Source organism: Kitasatospora sp. NPDC086009 (assembly GCF_044540385.1).
Taxonomy (GTDB): domain Bacteria; phylum Actinomycetota; class Actinomycetes; order Streptomycetales; family Streptomycetaceae; genus Kitasatospora.
Map to the genome: position 1 here is coordinate 506,681 of NZ_JBITSA010000004.1, position 17,281 is coordinate 523,961.

Annotated in this window: 11 protein-coding genes; 9 read left to right on the forward strand and 2 right to left on the reverse strand. The window is 73.6% G+C overall.

The annotated features are described in order from the left end of the window. Positions 1–84 precede the first annotated feature (84 nt). Together ACIF6L_RS14120 and ACIF6L_RS14125 are read left to right on the forward strand one after the other, a co-directional pair. Positions 85–2,376, forward strand: coding sequence for a beta-glucosidase (locus ACIF6L_RS14120; RefSeq protein WP_396491126.1), 2,292 nt, complete (start codon positions 85–87; stop codon positions 2,374–2,376). A gap of 46 nt (positions 2,377–2,422) precedes the next feature. Next, positions 2,423–3,364, forward strand: coding sequence for a glycoside hydrolase family 6 protein (locus tag ACIF6L_RS14125; protein WP_396491127.1), 942 nt, complete (start codon positions 2,423–2,425; stop codon positions 3,362–3,364). Between the two features lie 268 nt (positions 3,365–3,632). Here the strand turns inward: ACIF6L_RS14125 and ACIF6L_RS14130 are convergent, their stop codons facing one another. Then, positions 3,633–6,131: a glycoside hydrolase family 9 protein gene (locus ACIF6L_RS14130; RefSeq protein ID WP_396491060.1), complete on the reverse strand. Its 2,499-nt coding sequence runs from the start codon at positions 6,129–6,131 to the stop codon at positions 3,633–3,635. Between the two features lie 679 nt (positions 6,132–6,810). Between ACIF6L_RS14130 and ACIF6L_RS14135 the strand changes: the two genes are divergently transcribed. The 5 genes from ACIF6L_RS14135 to yjfF all read left to right on the forward strand — a co-directional run bounded on the left by ACIF6L_RS14135 (position 6,811) and on the right by yjfF (position 13,158). Next, on the forward strand, positions 6,811–7,800 hold the full coding sequence (locus tag ACIF6L_RS14135; protein ID WP_359810369.1) for a LacI family DNA-binding transcriptional regulator: 990 nt from the start codon (positions 6,811–6,813) through the stop codon (positions 7,798–7,800). A 722-nt stretch (positions 7,801–8,522) separates the two neighbouring features. Continuing rightward, the gene (locus tag ACIF6L_RS14140; RefSeq protein ID WP_359810371.1) at positions 8,523–9,506 is read left to right on the forward strand and encodes an ABC transporter substrate-binding protein; all 984 of its coding nucleotides are present in this window, start codon (positions 8,523–8,525) and stop codon (positions 9,504–9,506) included. Between the two features lie 78 nt (positions 9,507–9,584). Beyond that, on the forward strand, positions 9,585–11,108 hold the full coding sequence (locus ACIF6L_RS14145; RefSeq protein WP_396491061.1) for a sugar ABC transporter ATP-binding protein: 1,524 nt from the start codon (positions 9,585–9,587) through the stop codon (positions 11,106–11,108). Continuing rightward, a complete protein-coding gene (locus ACIF6L_RS14150; RefSeq protein WP_359838268.1) occupies positions 11,105–12,190 on the forward strand; it encodes an ABC transporter permease in 1,086 nt (361 codons plus the stop codon). Before ACIF6L_RS14145 ends, ACIF6L_RS14150 begins: the two co-directional genes overlap by 4 nt. Further along, on the forward strand, positions 12,187–13,158 hold the full coding sequence (gene yjfF / locus ACIF6L_RS14155) for a galactofuranose ABC transporter, permease protein YjfF (RefSeq protein WP_396491062.1): 972 nt from the start codon (positions 12,187–12,189) through the stop codon (positions 13,156–13,158). The genes ACIF6L_RS14150 and yjfF overlap by 4 nt, the downstream gene beginning before the upstream one ends. A gap of 132 nt (positions 13,159–13,290) precedes the next feature. On the opposite strand, the gene xylA is transcribed toward yjfF, so the two are convergent. After that, on the reverse strand, positions 13,291–14,463 hold the full coding sequence (gene xylA / locus ACIF6L_RS14160) for a xylose isomerase (protein ID WP_396491063.1): 1,173 nt from the start codon (positions 14,461–14,463) through the stop codon (positions 13,291–13,293). A gap of 94 nt (positions 14,464–14,557) precedes the next feature. On the opposite strand from xylA, the gene xylB reads away from it, so the two are divergent. Beyond that, positions 14,558–15,988 carry a xylulokinase gene (gene xylB / locus ACIF6L_RS14165; RefSeq protein ID WP_396491064.1) on the forward strand — a complete coding sequence of 477 codons (1,431 nt, stop codon included), beginning with the start codon at positions 14,558–14,560 and terminating at the stop codon, positions 15,986–15,988. A gap of 73 nt (positions 15,989–16,061) precedes the next feature. Beyond that, on the forward strand, positions 16,062–17,255 hold the full coding sequence (locus ACIF6L_RS14170; protein WP_396491065.1) for an ROK family protein: 1,194 nt from the start codon (positions 16,062–16,064) through the stop codon (positions 17,253–17,255). The last annotated feature ends 26 nt before the right edge of the window (positions 17,256–17,281 follow it).

Below are 17,281 nucleotides of genomic sequence, written 5' to 3' on the forward strand. Positions count from 1 at the left end.
GACCGCCGCACCCCCGAAGCCGTCCCCGCCTGGCGGGACACCACGCTCTCCCCGGAGGCCAGGGCGGACGCCCTGATCGGGGAGATGACCCTGCGCGAGAAGGCCGCCCAACTGGTCGGGGTCTGGGTGGGCGCCAGCGCCGAGGGTGGCGAGGTCGCCCCGCACCAGCACGACATGGAGCAACCGCCCGACCTCGACGCCCTCCTGCCCTACGGGCTGGGCCAGCTGACCCGGCCCTTCGGCACCGCGCCGGTCGACCCGGCGCTCGGCGCGCTCTCGCTGCAGCGCACCCAGCGGCGGATCGCCGCCGCCAACCGCTTCGGCATCCCCGCACTGGCCCACGAGGAGTGCCTGGCCGGCTTCGCCGCCTGGGGTGCCACCGCCTACCCCGTGCCGCTGTCCTGGGGCGCCACCTTCAACCCGGAGCTGGTGCGGACGATGGCCGCGGCCATCGGGCGGGACCTGCGGGCCGTCGGCGTGCACCAGGGCCTCGCCCCGGTGCTCGACGTCGTTCGCGACGCCCGCTGGGGGCGGGTCGAGGAGACGATCGGTGAGGACCCGTACCTGGTCGGCACCGTCGCCACCGCCTACGTGCAGGGCCTGGAGTCGGCCGGGATCGTCGCCACCCTCAAGCACTTCGCCGGGTACTCCGCCTCCCGTGCCGGACGCAACCTCGCCCCCGTCTCGATGGGCCCCCGCGAGCGCGCCGACGTCATCCTGGCGCCCTTCGAGATGGCCGTCCGCGAAGGCCGTCCCCGTTCGGTCATGCACGCCTACACGGACACCGACGGCCTGCCCTCCGCCGCCGACGAGGCCCTGCTCACGGGACTGCTCCGGGACACCTGGGGCTTCACCGGCACGCTCGTCGCCGACTACTTCGGCATCGCCTTCCTCAAGACGCTGCACGGCGTCGCCGAGTACTGGTCCGACGCCGCCGCACTGGCCCTGGCCAGCGGAGTGGACGTCGAACTGCCGACCGTGCAGACCTTCGGACAGCCCCTGCTGGACGCGGTCGGGGCCGGAGCCGTACCGGAGGCGCTGATCGACCGGGCGCTGCGCCGCGTTCTGGTGCAGAAGGCCCAGCTCGGCCTCCTGGACGCCGACTGGGACCCGGTGCCCGCCGCCCTCGCCGGCACCGACCCGGGCGAACCCCTGGCGTTGCGCGGCCTGGTCGACCTCGACCGGCCCGCCAACCGCGCACTCGCCGCCGAACTCGCCGAGCAGGCCGTGGTACTGCTGCGCAACGACGGCCTGCTGCCCCTGCGCGGCCCCGCCCGGATCGCGCTGATCGGGCCGAACGCCGACGAACCCACCGCCGTGCTCGGCTGCTACTCCTTCCCCGTGCACGTCGGCGCGCAGCACCCGCGGACCCCGGCCGGCATCGAACTCCCCACCCTGCGGCAGGCGTTGGAGGCGGAGTTCGCCGGCAGCCAGTTGCGTACGGTGCGCGGGGTGACGGTCGACGGCGAGGACACCGGCGGCATCGCCGAGGCGGTCCGGGCCGCCCGGCGGGCCGATGTGGTGGTGCTCGCCCTCGGGGACCGGGCCGGGCTCTTCGGCCGCGGCACCAGCGGCGAGGGCTGCGACGCGGCCTCGCTCGAACTGCCCGGCAGCCAGCGGAAGCTGCTGGAGGAAGTGCTGGACGCCGGCACGCCGGTGGTGGTGACCCTGCTGGCCGGGCGGCCGTACGCGCTCGGGCGCGCGGTCACCGAGGCGGCGGCCGTCGTGCAGTGCTTCTTCCCCGGCGAGGAGGGCACCCGGGCCCTCGCGGGCGTGCTCAGCGGGCGGGTCGAGCCGACCGGACGGCTACCGGTCTCCGTGCCCGCACACCCCGGCGTCCAGCCCTCCACCTACCTGGCCGCCCGGCTGGCCCAGGCCGGCGACGTCTCCAGCACCGACCCGACACCCGCCTACGGCTTCGGACACGGTCTCGGCTACACCGAGTTCACCTGGGCCGGCCTCACCGTGGAGGTGGCCGAGACCGGTACCGACGGCGAGTTCCGGCTCGCCTTCGAGCTGCGCAACGCCGGCGCCCGGGCGGGCACCGAGGTCGTGCAGCTCTACCTGCACGACCCGGTGGCCTCGGTGGTGCAGCCCGTGCAGCGGCTGGTCGGCTACCGGCGGATCCCGCTCGACGCGGGAGCCGCCTGCCGGGTGGTGCTGGCGCTCCCCGCCGACCTGGCCTCCTTCACCGGCCGCGACGGCCACCGGATCGTCGAACCCGGCGCGCTGGAACTGCGGATCGCCGCCTCCAGCACCGACGCCCGCCTCACCGTGCCGCTGCGCCTGACCGGCCCGGTCCGCCCGCTCGACCACACCCGCCGGCTCCACCCGGCCGTCACCGTCCAGGACCTTCCACCCACCCCCACCCCGTAGCGGAGGAACCACCGTGCGCCGATCGAGCCGCAGGCTGTCCCTGCTCATGGCACCCGCGCTGACCACCGTCCTTCTCGCGCTCGACCCCGGCGGCGCCCACGCGGCCGGACCCGCCCTCACGACCAGCGGCTTCTACGCCGACCCCGACTCCAGCGCACAGCGGTGGGTCAACGCCAACCGGGGCGACGGCCGCGCCGCCGCGATCCAGGCGTCGATCGCCAACGTGCCGTCGGCCCGCTGGTTCGGCAACTGGAGCGGCGCCGTCGGAACGGCCACCGGTGACTACACCCGCGCGGCGGCCGCCGCCGGCAAACTGCCCGTCCTCGTCGCCTACGACATCCCCGACCGGGACATCTGCGCGGGCCAGTCCGGCGGCGGGGCGGGCAGCGCCGCCGACTACCGGACGTGGATCGCCGCCTTCGCCGCCGGCATCGGCAACCGGGCGGCGGTGGTCGTCCTCGAACCCGACTCGCTCGGCGACGAGAGCTGCATGAGCCAGGCCCAGATCTCCGAGCGCAACGCGCTGCTGAGCGGCGCCGTCGCGCAGTTCAACGCCAAGGCGCCGAACACCCTCCTCTACCTGGACGCCGGGAACCCCGCCTGGCTGAGTGCCGAGACCATGGCCCGGCACCTGGCCGCGGCCGGGGTGGCCGGAGCCCACGGCTTCTCCCTGAACGTCTCGAACTACCTCACCACCGCCCAGAACGTGGCGTACGGCAACGCGGTCAACGCGGCGCTGAAGTCGACGAAGGGCTTCACCAAGCCGTTCGTCGTCGACACCAGCCGCAACGGCAACGGGTCCGACGGCGCGTGGTGCAACCCGGCGGGACGCCGGATCGGGACCCCCACCGGGTGGGGCGGCGGCGCCGAGATGCTCCTGTGGATCAAGGTGCCCGGCGAGTCGGACGGCAACTGCGGTGTCGGCACGGGATCGACCGCCGGACAGTTCCTGCCCGAGGTCGCCTACAAGATGATCTACGGCTACTGACCGCGGACCGGTGAGGGGCGGTCCCGCGGCCGCTCCCGAGCCGAAGCGCGCGGCGGCACCGGAACCGTTCCCCGGCTCCGGTGCCGGCGCGCACGGCTGCCCGGACCCGGGCGCGGCGGGCGGGCCCGGCCGGCAGGACGTAGGCGTCGAGGCCTTCCGGCCGCGCGGTCGCCGGGACGGCGCGAGGCGGCGGACGCTTCGAGACCCATGCGGGTGCGAAGCGTCCGCCACCTCGGGGCCGGCGGCGACCGGCCGTGGCGCAGCGGGGTCAGGCGCAGGCCGCGCCGTTCAGGGTGAAGCCGGTCGGAGCGGCGTTGCTGGCCGAGTAGCCGGCCTGGAAGCCGAGACCCACGGTGGCGCCGGGCGCCAGGGTGCCGTTCCAGCCGGCGTCCCGGGCGGTCACCGAGCCGCCCGACTGGCTGACGGTGGCGTTCCACGCGGTGGTGATCCTCTGGTCACCCGTGAAGTCCCACCCCAGTGTCCAGCCGGAGATCGTCGACGTGCCGGTGTTCCGGACGGTGACCGTCGCGGTGAAGCCGTTGCCCCAGGAACTGTCCACCCTGTACGCCACCGAGCAGGACGCCGTAGGCGGGGCCGTGTCGTCGTCCGCCTCGGTCGCCGTGAAGGTCGCCGCGGTCACCCCCGTGCCACCGACCCGGAAGACCGCGGCGCCCGCCAGCGCGTCCGCGTCCTGCGCCGCCGTCAGCGAGACCTGCTGGGCCGTCGCCCAGTCGGCCGGGGTGAAGACCAGCGTGGCGCCGGACGCCACCGCCAGGTCCTGGTCACCGGAGGAGCGGGAGACCGTCAGCCTGACGGTCTGCGCGGGCACCGCCGACAGCCGCACGCCCACCGTCGCCGAGCCGCCCTCCGGAACGGTCACCGCGGCCGGGACCACCTGCACCGCGGGCGCCGTAGGGGTGCTGCGCCGCTCGGCGGCGAAGGCCGCCAGCCACGCCAGCGACGCGTTCCAGTTGATCGCCACCTCGTTGGTGGAGTACGAGCCGATGTCGTCGACGTAGCACGCCGCCGGCGCGCAGCCCGCCAGCCGGGACTTGGCGATCGGGTCCTCCAGCCCGGCGTCCGGGCCGCCCGCGAAGGAGCCGGCCGGCGGGTGCGGCAGCGTCGCGTCGTTCTGGTGCGCCCAGAACCGGTGGTGCTGGTTCTCGGAGGCGCGCTCGCCGTAGCCGGACACGTAGGAGTGGTCCAGGGCGTTGCGGCCCAGCAGGTAGTCCAGCGTCTCCAGCGCCCCGGCGCGGTAGCCCTGCCGGCCGGTCAGCTCGTACGCGACGGCCATCACCATCGCGTCGTTGGCGACCGAGCTGTTGGAGCCCCAGACGTAGGCGTCGGCGGGGATCGGCACCGCGTAGCCCTGGCCGGCCATGGTGGACAGGTGGGCGTCGGCGGCGGCGGTCAGCAGGGAGCGCAACCGGTTGACGTCGTCGGCGGGCAGGGCCACGCCGGGGACGGTCGCCAGGGTGATCCGCCCGAGCGTGGCGGTGCCGCCCCACCAGAAGCCGTCCACCGGCCCGGTGTGGTGCGGGGAGGAGGTGACCGCGTCCCGGTACTGCGACTCGCCGGTGGTGGCGAGGAGTTCGGCCGCTGCCCAGTAGAACTCGTCGGAGACGTCCGCGTCCTCGTACGCGCCGCCCCCCGTGTTGTCGGTCGCCGGGGCGAGCACGTTCGGGTTGGCCCTGGCAGCCGCCCAGGCGCGGCGGGCCGCGTCCAGGCAGCGGGCGGCGAAGGCGCCGTCGTACGGCGCGTACACCCGGGCGCACTGGGCGGCGGTGGCCGCCAGGTTGAGCGTCGCGGCGGTCGACGGCCGGTGCAGCTCGCGCTGCTGGTCGTCGAGGTCGGGCCGGGTCGGCAGGCCGGTCCACTGCGCGTCGTGCATCTTGTGGAAGGCCATCCCGGCCATCGGCCGGTCCGCGGGGACCTGCATCCGCAGCAGGAACTCCAGCTCCCAGCGGGCCTCGTCGAGCACGTCCGGCACCCCGTTGCCGCGCTCGGGCAGGCGCAGCGTGGAGTCCCCGAGCGCCGCGTCGCCGTTCGACCGGTGGGCCCGCTCGAAGGAGTTGACGAGCTCCCAGGTCGCGATGCCGCCGTTGACCACGTACTTGCCCTGGTCGCCGGCGTCGTACCAGCCGCCGTGCACGTCCAGGCGGTAGTCGCACACGCCGGCCTGGCAGGGCACGCTCGTGTCCCCCTTGTTCGGGGCCACGCCCAGGTGCCCGGCGGGGCGGGCGTACGCGCTGCCGGCCAGCGCCGCGTCGATCGCGATGCCGCTGCGCTGTTGGTAGAAGAACGACATGCTGTCGGCGCGCAGGCCGTCGTAGAGCGAGGCCGAGATGTCGAACGGGTGGCTGGCCTGGCCGCCGACCACCAGCGTGTAGCCGGTGCCGGTACCGGGGTAGCCGCCGAAGTCGACCAGGTGGGTCGACTGGCCGGAGGCCTGGTCGGCGCCGTGCACCGTGGTGGTGCCGGAGGCGACCTGCGCACCGGTGGCGTCGCGCAGCTGCCAGGCCAGGGGGGTGGTGGCGGAGCTGACGACGGTGGCCCGCTTGGGGCCGTCGGGCAGGTAGCCGAGTTGGTTGACCCGGACGGGGGAGTCGGCCACCGCGGCCGCAGGGCCGGCCCCGGGGGACGCGGTGGCGTGGGCGGAGGGCGCGGTGAGCCCGGTGGCGGTCAGGGCGCCGGCGGCCAGGGCGAGGCCGGTGAGTACGGCGGCCGCGCGCCGCGACACGCCTCGGGCGGGGGTGACAGGAGGCACGGGTGGGGCCTTCCTCGGGTGCGGAGGGTGCAGGGGGTGGGCAGCACATGCTGGGAGCGCTCCCACTCGCCAATCAAGCCAGCTTCGCAATGGCCGCGTCAAGAGACCGGCAGCGAAAGGCCGTTGATCCTGCGGGGCGGGCGATCTGACCCCGGCCGTGCCGACCGGCGACGCTCCCGGGGCGGTCGGTGGGCTGCCGAGGTCGCCGGCTCGTCCGTGCGGGGTGTGGGTCGGCGGGGAGCGGACCCGGAGCTCGCCGGGCGTCGGCCTCACGCCCGTCGGACCCGAACGGGTGGAGGGCCGGCGTCGGAACAGCCCGTGGGTCCGGTACCGGCGCGCCGTCGGTTCCCCTCGGCAGCCACTCCTGCTGTGGGAGCAGCATCACCGGTCACCGCCGCCGAGGGGAATCGCGTCGCCACCGGCGCCCCCGCGCCCTTCGCCGTTCGGCCCTCGATTGCCCCGTTCGCGGTCGCGCTACCGGCGCAGGCCCCCGCCTCGGGTGGCGCGAGGTGGCCGGCGTCTGCCCTCCGTCGTCTGTTAACGCTAACATTACACTGCACGGTGTAGGCATGAGACAGTGGCGCCGCCGCACGGCTCGTGGCGGACGGTCGGACCGGGGCACCGGAGGGGACTGCGCGTGGGATCTGAAGCGGTCGGCACAGAGGTGCGACAGCCGGTGATGGCGGATGTCGCGAAGCTGGCCGGCGTCTCCCACCAGACGGTGTCCCGGGTGCTCAACGGCGCCCCGCACGTACGCCCCGGCACCCGGGAGCGGGTGCTCGCCGCGATCCGCGAACTCGACTACCGGCCGAACTCGGCCGCCCGCGCCCTGGTCACCCGCCGTTCGAAGACGCTGGGCGTGGTCAGCTTCGACTCCACGCTGTACGGGCCCGCCTCTATGCTCGACGGCATCGAGCGCGCCGCCCGCACCGCCGACTACTTCGTCAGCGTCGCCAGCCTGCGCTCCCTGGACAGCCGCTCCGTTCAGGAGGCCGTGGACCGGCTGCGCGACCAGGGTGTGGAAGGCATCGTGGTGATCGCCCCGCAGATCTCCGCCGTCGGCGTCCTCGCCCGGCTGTCCAGCTCGGTGCCGGTGGTCGCGGTCGGCTCCGGAAGCCAGTCCCGGGTGCCGATGGTGTCGTTCGACAACCGGGTCGGCGCCGAGGCCGCCACCCGCCACCTGCTCGACCTCGGCCACCGCACGGTGCACCACCTCGCGGGGCCGGCCGGCTGGATGGAGACCCGCGACCGCCAGACCGGCTGGCGGGAGGCGCTGGAGGCCGGCGGCGCCCGGGTGCCGCCGGTCGAGAGCGGCGACTGGAGCGCCCGCTCCGGCTACGACGCGGGCCGTCGGATCGCGCATGACCCGGAGGTCACCGCCGTCTTCTGTGCCAACGACCACATGGCCCTCGGCCTGGTCCGCGCCCTGCACGAGGCGGCCCGCGCCATGCCGGGCGACATCAGCGTGATCGGCTTCGACGACATCCCCGAGGCCGCGTACTTCACCCCGCCGCTCACCACCGTCCGCCAGGACTTCGGCGAACTCGGCCGACGCGCCCTCGAACTCCTCCTGGAGGAGCTGGCCGGCGTCGCTCACGCCCGCAACCACGTCCAGATCTCCCCGGAAATGGTCCTGCGCCGCAGCGCCGGTCCCGCCCGCAGCGGCTGACTCGGGGCCGGCGGCTGCCGGATGCGCTCGTCCGGACGGTACCGGGCCGTCGGGTGCCCGCCGGTCCGACGCGCCGTCGGGTGCCGTCCGGCGGTCGAGGCCGGTGCGGCCGGTGCGGACGGCGCGGACGGCGCCTCGGCGTGGCCCGGATGGAGCCCGTGCGGACAGGACCGACCCCCGGTCGGGGTCGCGGGAGCGCGTGGCCCGTGCCGGACTCCACCACGGTCGAGGGAACTTCAGCCCCTCCGCTCCGGCCGGCACCCCTCGGTGCCGACGGTCGGCGCGCACCGGGGCGGGCGTCCCCGGGGGTCGCTGTCGACGCTCCCGCCGACCCGCGGGTGGCAGCCGACCGCCCGCCCGCGTCGACGGCTGGTGGCAACCGGCACTTCGGGCAGGTGAGGGCCCCGCACACTCCCCGCGGGAGCACGGCCCGACGGGTACCGTTCCCGGCCGCACCCGCGTCCGCGTCGGCCGCGTGCGATCCGGTGCTCGCGTCGGACTCTGCCGCCCGCGACGACTCAACTCCCCGCAGTACGGTCGAGTTGATGGTTCCTCGGGGCGGAGCCAAGGCGCTGGTCAAGATTGGGTAACGGGTCGCGAGGGTCTTGCCGCTGCCGATTGTGAGCGTTAACAATCTGTTTCGAGCGAAACGGTGCCGACACCTCGGGTTCATGTGACCGGTGCCGTCCGCGCGATCGATGATCCCGAGAGGAAGTCCCACCATGTCCAAGAGAGCTGCGGCGGCCCTGGTCGCCGGTGCGATGGTCGCCGTCCTCACCGCGTGCGGTTCCGGCACCGGCGGCGGCTCGGCCGACAAGGGTTCCGGCCACAAGCTCGTCGTGGGCTTCTCGCAGGTCGGCGCGGAGAGCGGCTGGCGCACCGCGAACACCAAGTCGGTCCAGGACTCCGCGAAGAAAGCCGGCATCGAGCTGAAGTTCTCCGACGCGCAGCAGAAGCAGGAGAACCAGATCAAGGCGATCCGCTCGTTCATCCAGCAGAAGGTGGACGTGATCGCCTTCTCGCCGGTGGTGGAGTCGGGTTGGGACACCGTGCTGAAGGAGGCGAAGGACGCCAGGATCCCGGTGATCCTCACCGACCGGGCGGTGGACTCCAAGGACGACTCGCTCTATGTCTCCTTCCTCGGCTCGGACTTCGTCGAGGAGGGCAAGAAGGCCGGCGAGTGGCTGACGAAGGAGTACCAGGGCAAGCCCGACGAGGTGAACATCGTCGAACTGCAGGGCACCACGGGTTCGGCGCCGGCCAACGACCGCAAGGCGGGCTTCGGCGACGTGATCAAGGCGGACGCCAAGTTCAAGGTGGTGGCCTCGCAGACCGGTGACTTCACCCGGGCGAAGGGCAAGGAGGTCATGCAGGCCTTCCTGAAGGCCCAGCCGAAGATCGACGTGCTGTACGCGCACAACGACGACATGGCCCTCGGTGCGATCCAGGCGATCGAGGAGGCCGGCAAGAAGCCCGGCACCGACATCCGGATCATCTCGGTCGACGGGGTCAAGGACGCCTTCACCGCGATGAGCCAGGGCAAGATCAACGTCGACGTGGAGTGCAACCCGCTCCTCGGTGACCAGTTGATGGACCTGGTGAAGAAGGTCAAGGCCGGTGAGCAGGTGCCGAAGCGGATCAAGACCGAGGAGGGTGTCTTCACCCAGGACCAGGCCGCGGCCGCGCTGCCCACCCGCCAGTACTGACAAGCCCCCGCCCGCCCGGGAGCGTTCGGCGGAACGCTCCCGGGCGGACCGGGTTCGCACGAGGAGAGGAGAACCGGGGTGCGTCAGCAACCGGTCCTGGAAGTCCGGGGGATCCGCAAGGAGTTCCCCGGGGTGGTGGCGCTGGACGGGGTCGACTTCCGGCTCTTCCCCGGCGAGGTGCACGCCCTGATGGGGGAGAACGGCGCCGGCAAGTCCACGCTGATCAAGGTGCTGACCGGGGTGCACCCGGCGGACGGCGGCGAGGTCGTGCTGGCCGGGCGGCGGGTGCGGATCGCCGGTCCGCTGCAGGCCCAGGAGGCGGGCATCAGCACGGTCTACCAGGAGGTGAACCTCTGCCCGAACCTGTCGGTCGCGGAGAACATCTTCATCGGCCGCGAGCCGCGCCGCCTCGGCCTGATCGACTGGGCCGAAACGCGCCGCCGGGCCGCCCGGTTGGTCCGCACGCTGGAGCTGGACATCGACGTCAGCGCACCGCTGGGCAGCCACTCCATCGCGGTCCAGCAACTGGTGGCCATCGTCCGAGCGGTGGACGTCTCGGCCAAGGTGCTGATCCTGGACGAGCCGACCTCCAGCCTGGACCGCGACGAAGTCCGCCAGCTCTTCACCGTGATACGGCGGTTGCGCGACCAGGGGGTCGCCATCCTGTTCGTCTCGCACTTCCTCGACCAGATCTACGAGATCTGCGACCGGATGACCGTGCTGCGCAACGGCCGGCTGGTGGGCGAGTACCTGACCGGCGAGCTCGACCAGATCGACCTCATCTCCCGGATGATCGGCTCCGAGCTCGCCGGACTCGACCAGCTCGCCGGCGGCAAACGGCGCGAGCGCTCCGCGCCGGCCCCCGGCCGGGCGTTCCTGGAAGCCGAGGGCCTGGCCCGGCGGGGTGCCGTCGAGCCGTACGACCTCGCCATCGGGCCCGGTGAAGTGGTCGGCCTGGCAGGCCTGTTGGGGTCCGGCCGGACCGAGGCCGCCCGGCTGCTGTTCGGTGCCGACCACAAGGACCGCGGCACCGTGCGGATCAACGGCGCCGAGACGGCCCTGCGCGGCCCGCGCGACGCGATCGCCCACGGCATCGCGTTCTGCTCCGAGAACCGCAAGACCGAGGGCCTGGTCGGCGAGCTGACCGTCCGGGAGAACATCGTGCTGGCGCTACAGGCGGCCCGCGGCTGGGCCCGTCCGCTGTCGCGCACCACGCAGGACGAGTTGGCACTGCGCTGGATCCGCGCGCTGGACATCCGCCCGGCCAACCCGGAGGCGCTGGTCCGCAACCTCAGCGGCGGGAACCAGCAGAAGGTGCTGCTGGCCCGCTGGCTGATCACCGACCCCAAGCTGCTGATCCTGGACGAGCCCACCCGCGGCATCGACATCGGCGCCAAGGCCGAGATCCAGAAGCTGGTCGCGAACCTCGCCGAGAAGGGCATGGCGGTGCTGTTCATCTCCGCCGAACTGGAGGAGGTGCTGCGGCTCAGCCATCGCGTCGGCGTGCTGCGCGACCGCCGGATGGTCGCCCAACTCGACAACGACGGCGAGCTCACCCCGGAGCGCGTCCTGGCCACCATCGCGAGCGGAGCGGAACAATGACCACGGCGCCGACCACCCCGAGGGCCTGGGCGGTGACCCGGCACCGGCTGTTCTGGCCGGCCGCCGTGCTGGCCGTGCTGCTGCTCGCGAACCTCGCCTTCACCTCGGACTTCTTCGCCCTCCACCTCAAGGGCGGTCACCTGTACGGCAGTACGGTCGACATCCTGCACTTCGGCGCGCCGCTGATCCTGGTGTCGCTCGGCATGACCCTGGTGATCGCCACCGGTGGGATCGACCTCTCGGTCGGCTCCACGGTCGCCATCGCCGGCGCGCTCGCCTGCCTCCACATCAGCGAGGCCGCCGACCCGGGGAGCCTCGGCACGGTGCTCGGCGCGGTCGGCATAGCACTCGGCACGGCGGTACTGCTGGGCCTCGCGAACGGGGTGCTGGTGGCCCGGGTCGGCGTGCAGCCGATCATCGCCACCCTGATCCTGATGGTCGCCGGACGCGGCGTCGCCCAGCTGATCACCGACGGCCAGATCATCACGATCACCAGCGAGCCGTACAAGCTGATCGGCGGCGGCTACTGGCTGGCGATGCCGTTCGCGATCCTGCTCAGCGCGCTGGTCGCGCTGCTCACCGCACTGCTCACCCGCTCCACCGCGCTCGGCCTGCTGCTGGAGTCGGTCGGCGGCAATCCGGTGGCCAGCCGGCTGGTCGGGATCCGGGCGATGCGCCTGGTCGGTCTGGTGTACGTGTTCAGTGCGCTGTGCGCGGCGGTCGCCGGACTCATGGTCTCCTCCAACGTCTCGGCGGCGGACGGCAACAACGCCGGGCTGTGGATCGAACTCGACGCCATCCTCGCGGTGGTGATCGGCGGGACCTCGCTCAACGGCGGCCGGTTCTCGATCGGCGGCACCGTCCTCGGCGCGCTGATCATCCAGACCCTCTCCACCACCGTCTACACCATCGGCATCCCGCCGGAGACCACGCTGGTCTTCAAGGCCTTCGTGGTGATCACGGTCTGTCTGATCCAGTCGCCGAACTTCCGTGCCAAGCTCGCCCGGCGCGGCGCCGGCCGCCGCAGCGGCGTCCGGCCGGGCCCCGCCGCCACCATCACCAACCGGGAGGTCGGCGCGTGAACGCCAACACCCTGCTGACCAGAGTTCGCGCGCAGATCCCGCTGCTGGTCACCTCCGTGCTGCTGGTGTCGATGTTCACCGTCGGCTCGGTGCGGTACGACGGATTCTTCTCCGGGCAGGTTCTGCTCAACCTGCTGATCGACAACGCCTTCCTGCTCGTGGTCGCGGTCGGGATGACCTTCGTCGTGCTGACCGGCGGCATCGACCTGTCGGTCGGCGCGGTGGTGGCGCTGTCCACCATGGTCTCCGCCTGGCTGGTCGAGCGGCACGGCTGGCCGCCGCTGGTGGTCATCCCGCTGGTACTGCTGATGGGCACGGCCGGCGGCTGGGTGATGGGGTGGGTGATCCACGTCTTCGAGATCCAGCCCTTCATCGTGACGCTGGCGGGCATGTTCCTGGCCCGGGGACTGTGCTACACGATCAGCATCGAGTCGATCTCCATCACGGATCCGTGGTACACCGCGATGGCGCAGACCCGGATCCCGCTCGGCGACCTGTTCGTCTCGCCGAGCGTGCTGATCGCCCTGCTGGTGCTGGCGGCCGGGTTCGTCGTGCTGCACTACACCCGGCTCGGGCGGAACGTGTACGCGCTCGGCGGCAGCGAGCAGTCCGCCCTGCTGATGGGTCTGCCGGTGGGGCGGACCAAGACCACCGTGTACGCGATCAGCGGCTTCTGCTCGGCGCTCGGCGGTGTGCTGCTCACCTTCTACATGCTCTCCGGGTACGGCCTGCACGCGGTCGGCCTGGAACTGGACGCGATCGCCGCCGTGGTGATCGGCGGCACCCTGCTCACCGGCGGCTCCGGCTACCTGCTGGGTACCGTGCTGGGTGTGCTGGTGCTGGGCCTGATCCAGACCGTCATCAACTTCCAGGGCACCCTCAGCTCATGGTGGACCAGGATCGTGATCGGCGGGCTGCTGTTCGTCTTCATCGTCCTCCAGCGCCTGAACACCGTCCGTCGTCGGTAGGACACCGCGCTGCCCCGGCCGGCCCGCCCCGGCCGTGCCGGGGCGGGTACCGGACCGCGGCCATCGGCCGAGGTGAGCACCGGGGGCGCCGGGTCGTGCGGCTCGCACGACCCGGCTTCGCCGTGACCGGCGTCAGCGGGCCCGGAGGAGGTGTTCGAGGGCGAGCTGGTCCAGCTGCTCGAAGGCCATGCCGCGCCGCGCGGCGGCGTCGACGTCGAACTCCTCGAAGGCGGAGCGATCCGCGAGCAGGCCGGCCAGACCGTCCTGGGCGGTGGGGAGCGCGAGTTCGGGCAACCGGGATGCGGCGAGCGCGGCCCGCACCTCCGGGTCGGCCCGGAAGGCGCGGGAGCGCTCCGCCAGCAGCAGGTAGTTGCGCATGCAGCCGGCGGCCGAGGCCCAGACGCCGTCGAAGTCCTCGGTGCGCGGCGGCTTGAAGTCGAAATGGCGCGGGCCGTCGTAGCCGGCCGACTCCAGCAGGTCGACCAGCCAGAAGGCCTGCCGGAGGTCGCCCGCGCCGAAGCGCAGGTCCTGGTCGTACTTGATGCCGGACTGGCCGTTGAGGTCGATGTGGAACAGCTTGCCGTGCCACAGGGCCTGGGCGATGCCGTGCGGGAAGTTGAGCCCGGCCATCTGCTCGTGGCCGACCTCCGGGTTGACGCCGACCCGTTCGGGGCGCTCCAACTCGTTGATGAACGCCAGGGCGTGGCCGACCGTGGGCAGCAGGATGTCGCCGCGCGGCTCGTTGGGCTTGGGCTCGATCGCGAACCGCAGGTCGTAGCCCTGCTGCTCGACGTACTCGCCCAGCAGGTCGAAGGCCTCCTTCAGCCGGTCGAGCGCGGTGCGCACGTCCTTGGCCGCGCCGGACTCCGCGCCCTCGCGACCGCCCCAGGCGACGTAGACCGAGGCGCCGAGCTCCGCGGCCAGGTCGATGTTGCGGATCGTCTTGCGCAGCGCGTAGCGCCGCACGCCGCGGTCGTTGGCGGTGAAGGCGCCGTCCTTGAAGACGGGGTGGGTGAACAGATTGGTGGTCGCCATCGGGACCTTCAGCCCGGCGGCGTCCAGCGCGGCGCGGAAGCGCTTGACGGTCTCCTCACGGGTGGCGTCGTCCGCGCCGAAGGGGATCAGGTCGTCGTCGTGGAAGGTGACGCCGTAGGCGCCCAGTGCGGCCAGCCGCTGCACGGTCTCGACCGGGTCGAGGGCGGGGCGGGTCGCGTCGCCGAAGGGGTCGCGACCCTGCCAGCCGACGGTCCACAGGCCGAAGGTGAACTTGTGCGCGGGGGTGGGGGCGAGCGGGTCGCTGGACATGGAGCGGCTCCGGATCGGTGCGGAGGGTGTTTGTCAGGGCTCTCAACAAATTAGTATGCCGGGGCGTCAGAAGGAACCCCCATCGGAGGAACGCATGGCTGAGCAGCGTGTCGTGATCGGCGTCGACAGCTCCACCCAGTCCACCAAGGCCCTCGCCGTCGACGTCGACACGGGCACGGTCCTGGGCGAGGGTCGAGCCCCGCACACCGTCAGCGAGGGAGCCGGCCGGGAGAGCGATGCCGAGCAGTGGTGGCGGGCCTTCGACGAGGCTGTCTCGGGGACGGGCTGGGCCGGACGCGCGTCCGCCGTCTCCATCGCCGGCCAGCAGCACGGCCTGGTCACCCTCGACGCGGCCGGCGAGCCGGTCCGCCCGGCGCTCCTGTGGAACGACGTCCGGTCCGCCCCCCAGGCCGCCGCGCTGCGAGCCGGGATCGGCCCGGCGGAGATCGTCCGGCGCACCGGCAGCCTGCCGACCGCCGCCTTCACCGCTCCCAAGTGGGCCTGGCTGCGCGCCAACGAGCCCGCCGCCGCCGACCGCGTCGCGGCCGTCCGCCTCCCGCACGACTTCCTGACCGAGCGGCTGACCGGGGAGGCGGTGACCGACCGCGGCGACGCGTCGGGGACCGGCTGGTGGGGGCCGGACGGCTACGACGAGGACGTCCTCGACCGCATCGGCCTCGACCCGGCCCTGCTGCCGCAGGTCCTCGTGCCGGGCGCACCGGCCGGCCTGGTCCGCCCCGGCACGGCGCTGCGCGAGGGGGCCCTGGTGGCCGCCGGAACCGGCGACAACATGGCGGCGGCCCTCGGGCTGGGACTGCGGCCCGGGCAGCCCGTGCTCAGCCTCGGCACCTCCGGGACGGTCTACGCCGTCGGCCGGACACGACCGGTGGACCCGAGCGGGACGGTCGCGGGCTTCGCCGACGCCCTCGGCGGCTGGCTGCCGCTCGCCTGCACGCTCAACTGCACCCTCGCCGTCGACCGCTTCGCCGCCCTCCTCGGACGCGGGCGCGAGGAGGTCGAGGACGGCGGCACCGTGGTGGTGCTGCCCTACCTGGACGGCGAGCGCACCCCGGACCTGCCCGGCGCGTCCGGCCTGGTCCACGGACTCCGTCACGACACCACACCGGGGGAGGTGCTCCAAGCCGCCTACGACGGCGCCGCCCACGCCCTGCTCACCGCCCTGGACGAGGTGCTGCGCGCGGGCGGCGAGGAGCCGGCGGGCGACGAGCCGCTGCTGCTGATCGGGGGCGGTGCCCGGGGCCGCGCCTGGCAGCGGACCGTCCTGCGGCTCTCGGGCCGGGCCGTGCGGGTACCCGCCGCGCGGGAACTGGTCGCACTCGGTGCGGCCGCCCAAGCCGCCGCGCTGCTCACCGGCGAGCCCGCCGACGCGGTGGCCCGCCGCTGGCGCACCGCCGACGGCCCGGTGCTGGAGCCCGTGGCACGGGACGCGGACGCACTCGAACGGATCAGCGGTACCCTGCGTCGGGCCGGGGCCTTGCAGGGAGCCCCGGCCGAGGACCGGTAGGAGGGGCCCGCGCGTGGGAGTGGTCGGCAGAACGGGGCACAGCCGGGGCTCCGGGCCCGCTTCGCAACAGGACATGCGACGGCGCAACCTCTCGGTGGTCCTCGGCACGGTCGCCGCGCACAACCCGCTCAGCCGCCCGCTGTCCCGCGCGGATGTCGCCGCACGCGTCGGTCTGACCAGGGCGGCCGTCTCCTCGCTGGTCGACGAACTGATCGGGCGGGGTGCGCTGACCGAGACGGAGACCGCGCCCGACGGACGGGTCGGCCGCCCCGGACGCGCGCTGTCGGTGAGCGACCGGGGCCCCGCCGGCCTCGGTCTGGAGATCGGCGTCATGCACCTCGGCGCGTGCGTCGTGGACCTGCGCGGAGAACCCCGGGTGTGGCGCCGGGTCGAACGGTCGAACGCCGGCCGGCCGGCCGGGCAGGTGCTGGCGGAGGTCGCCGCGCTGGCCGCCGACGCGGAGGCCGAGGCCCGCGACCTCGGCCTCCGCGTCGAGGGCCGGGTCCTGGCCGTGCCCGGGGTGGTGCCGAACGAACCCGTCGGACAGGTCGATCGCGCGCCCAATCTCGGCTGGCACACCGTCCGCGTCGCCGACCACTGGCCCGATCCGGACACCGCGCCCGAGCCGGAGAACGAGGCCAACCTCGGGGCTCTGGCCGAGTACTGGAACGCCGACCAGGCCGCGGAGACCTTCGTGCACGTCTCCGCGGACGCCGGGATCGGTGCCGCCCTGGTCATCGACGGGCAGGTGTTCCGCGGCGCCCGCGGCTTCGCCGGCGAACTCGGGCACATCCCCGTGCACCCGGACGGCCTCCGGTGCGTCTGCGGCGCGCGCGGCTGCCTGGAGCAGTACGCGGGCCAGGCGGCCGTGCTGCGAGAGGCCGGTCTCGCGCAGCACGACCCGGGTCCGGGCGGACCCGCGGAGGCCGGCGACCCGGTCGCCCTGCTGGCCGAGCGGGCCGGTGCCGGGCACCCGCCGACCCTGGCGGCCCTGGACCGCGCCGGCCGTGCCCTGGGCCTCGCCCTCACCTCCGCCGTCGACCTCATCGACCCGGACGGCCTCGTCCTCGGCGGCACCTACGCCGAACTGGCCGCGTGGCTGCTGCCGTCCGTCCGTGCCGAACTCACCGACCGGGTCACCGTCCGGCCCTGGGCCCCGGAGGCGCTGCGCTCGTCCGCCCTGGGGCGTTGCGGACCCGTGGTGGGCGCGGCGCAGACCACGATCCGCCGGATCATGGCGGACCCGACCCTGCTGTCCGTCGGCTGACGGCCCGGGGAGCATCCCGGGGCCGT

Excerpts from the sequence above, each read along its gene's own strand:
- ACIF6L_RS14150 (WP_359838268.1), top strand. The coding sequence starts at position 11,105 with ATGACCACGGCGCCGACCACCCCGAGGGCCTGGGCGGTGACCCGGCAC.
- ACIF6L_RS14120 (WP_396491126.1), top strand. The coding sequence starts at position 85 with ATGACCCTGCGCGAGAAGGCCGCCCAACTGGTCGGGGTCTGGGTGGGC.
- ACIF6L_RS14140 (WP_359810371.1), top strand. The coding sequence starts at position 8,523 with ATGTCCAAGAGAGCTGCGGCGGCCCTGGTCGCCGGTGCGATGGTCGCC.
- xylA (WP_396491063.1), bottom strand. The coding sequence starts at position 14,463 with ATGTCCAGCGACCCGCTCGCCCCCACCCCCGCGCACAAGTTCACCTTC.
- ACIF6L_RS14170 (WP_396491065.1), top strand. The coding sequence starts at position 16,062 with ATGCGACGGCGCAACCTCTCGGTGGTCCTCGGCACGGTCGCCGCGCAC.
- xylB (WP_396491064.1), top strand. The coding sequence starts at position 14,558 with ATGGCTGAGCAGCGTGTCGTGATCGGCGTCGACAGCTCCACCCAGTCC.
- ACIF6L_RS14135 (WP_359810369.1), top strand. The coding sequence starts at position 6,811 with ATGGCGGATGTCGCGAAGCTGGCCGGCGTCTCCCACCAGACGGTGTCC.
- ACIF6L_RS14125 (WP_396491127.1), top strand. The coding sequence starts at position 2,423 with ATGGCACCCGCGCTGACCACCGTCCTTCTCGCGCTCGACCCCGGCGGC.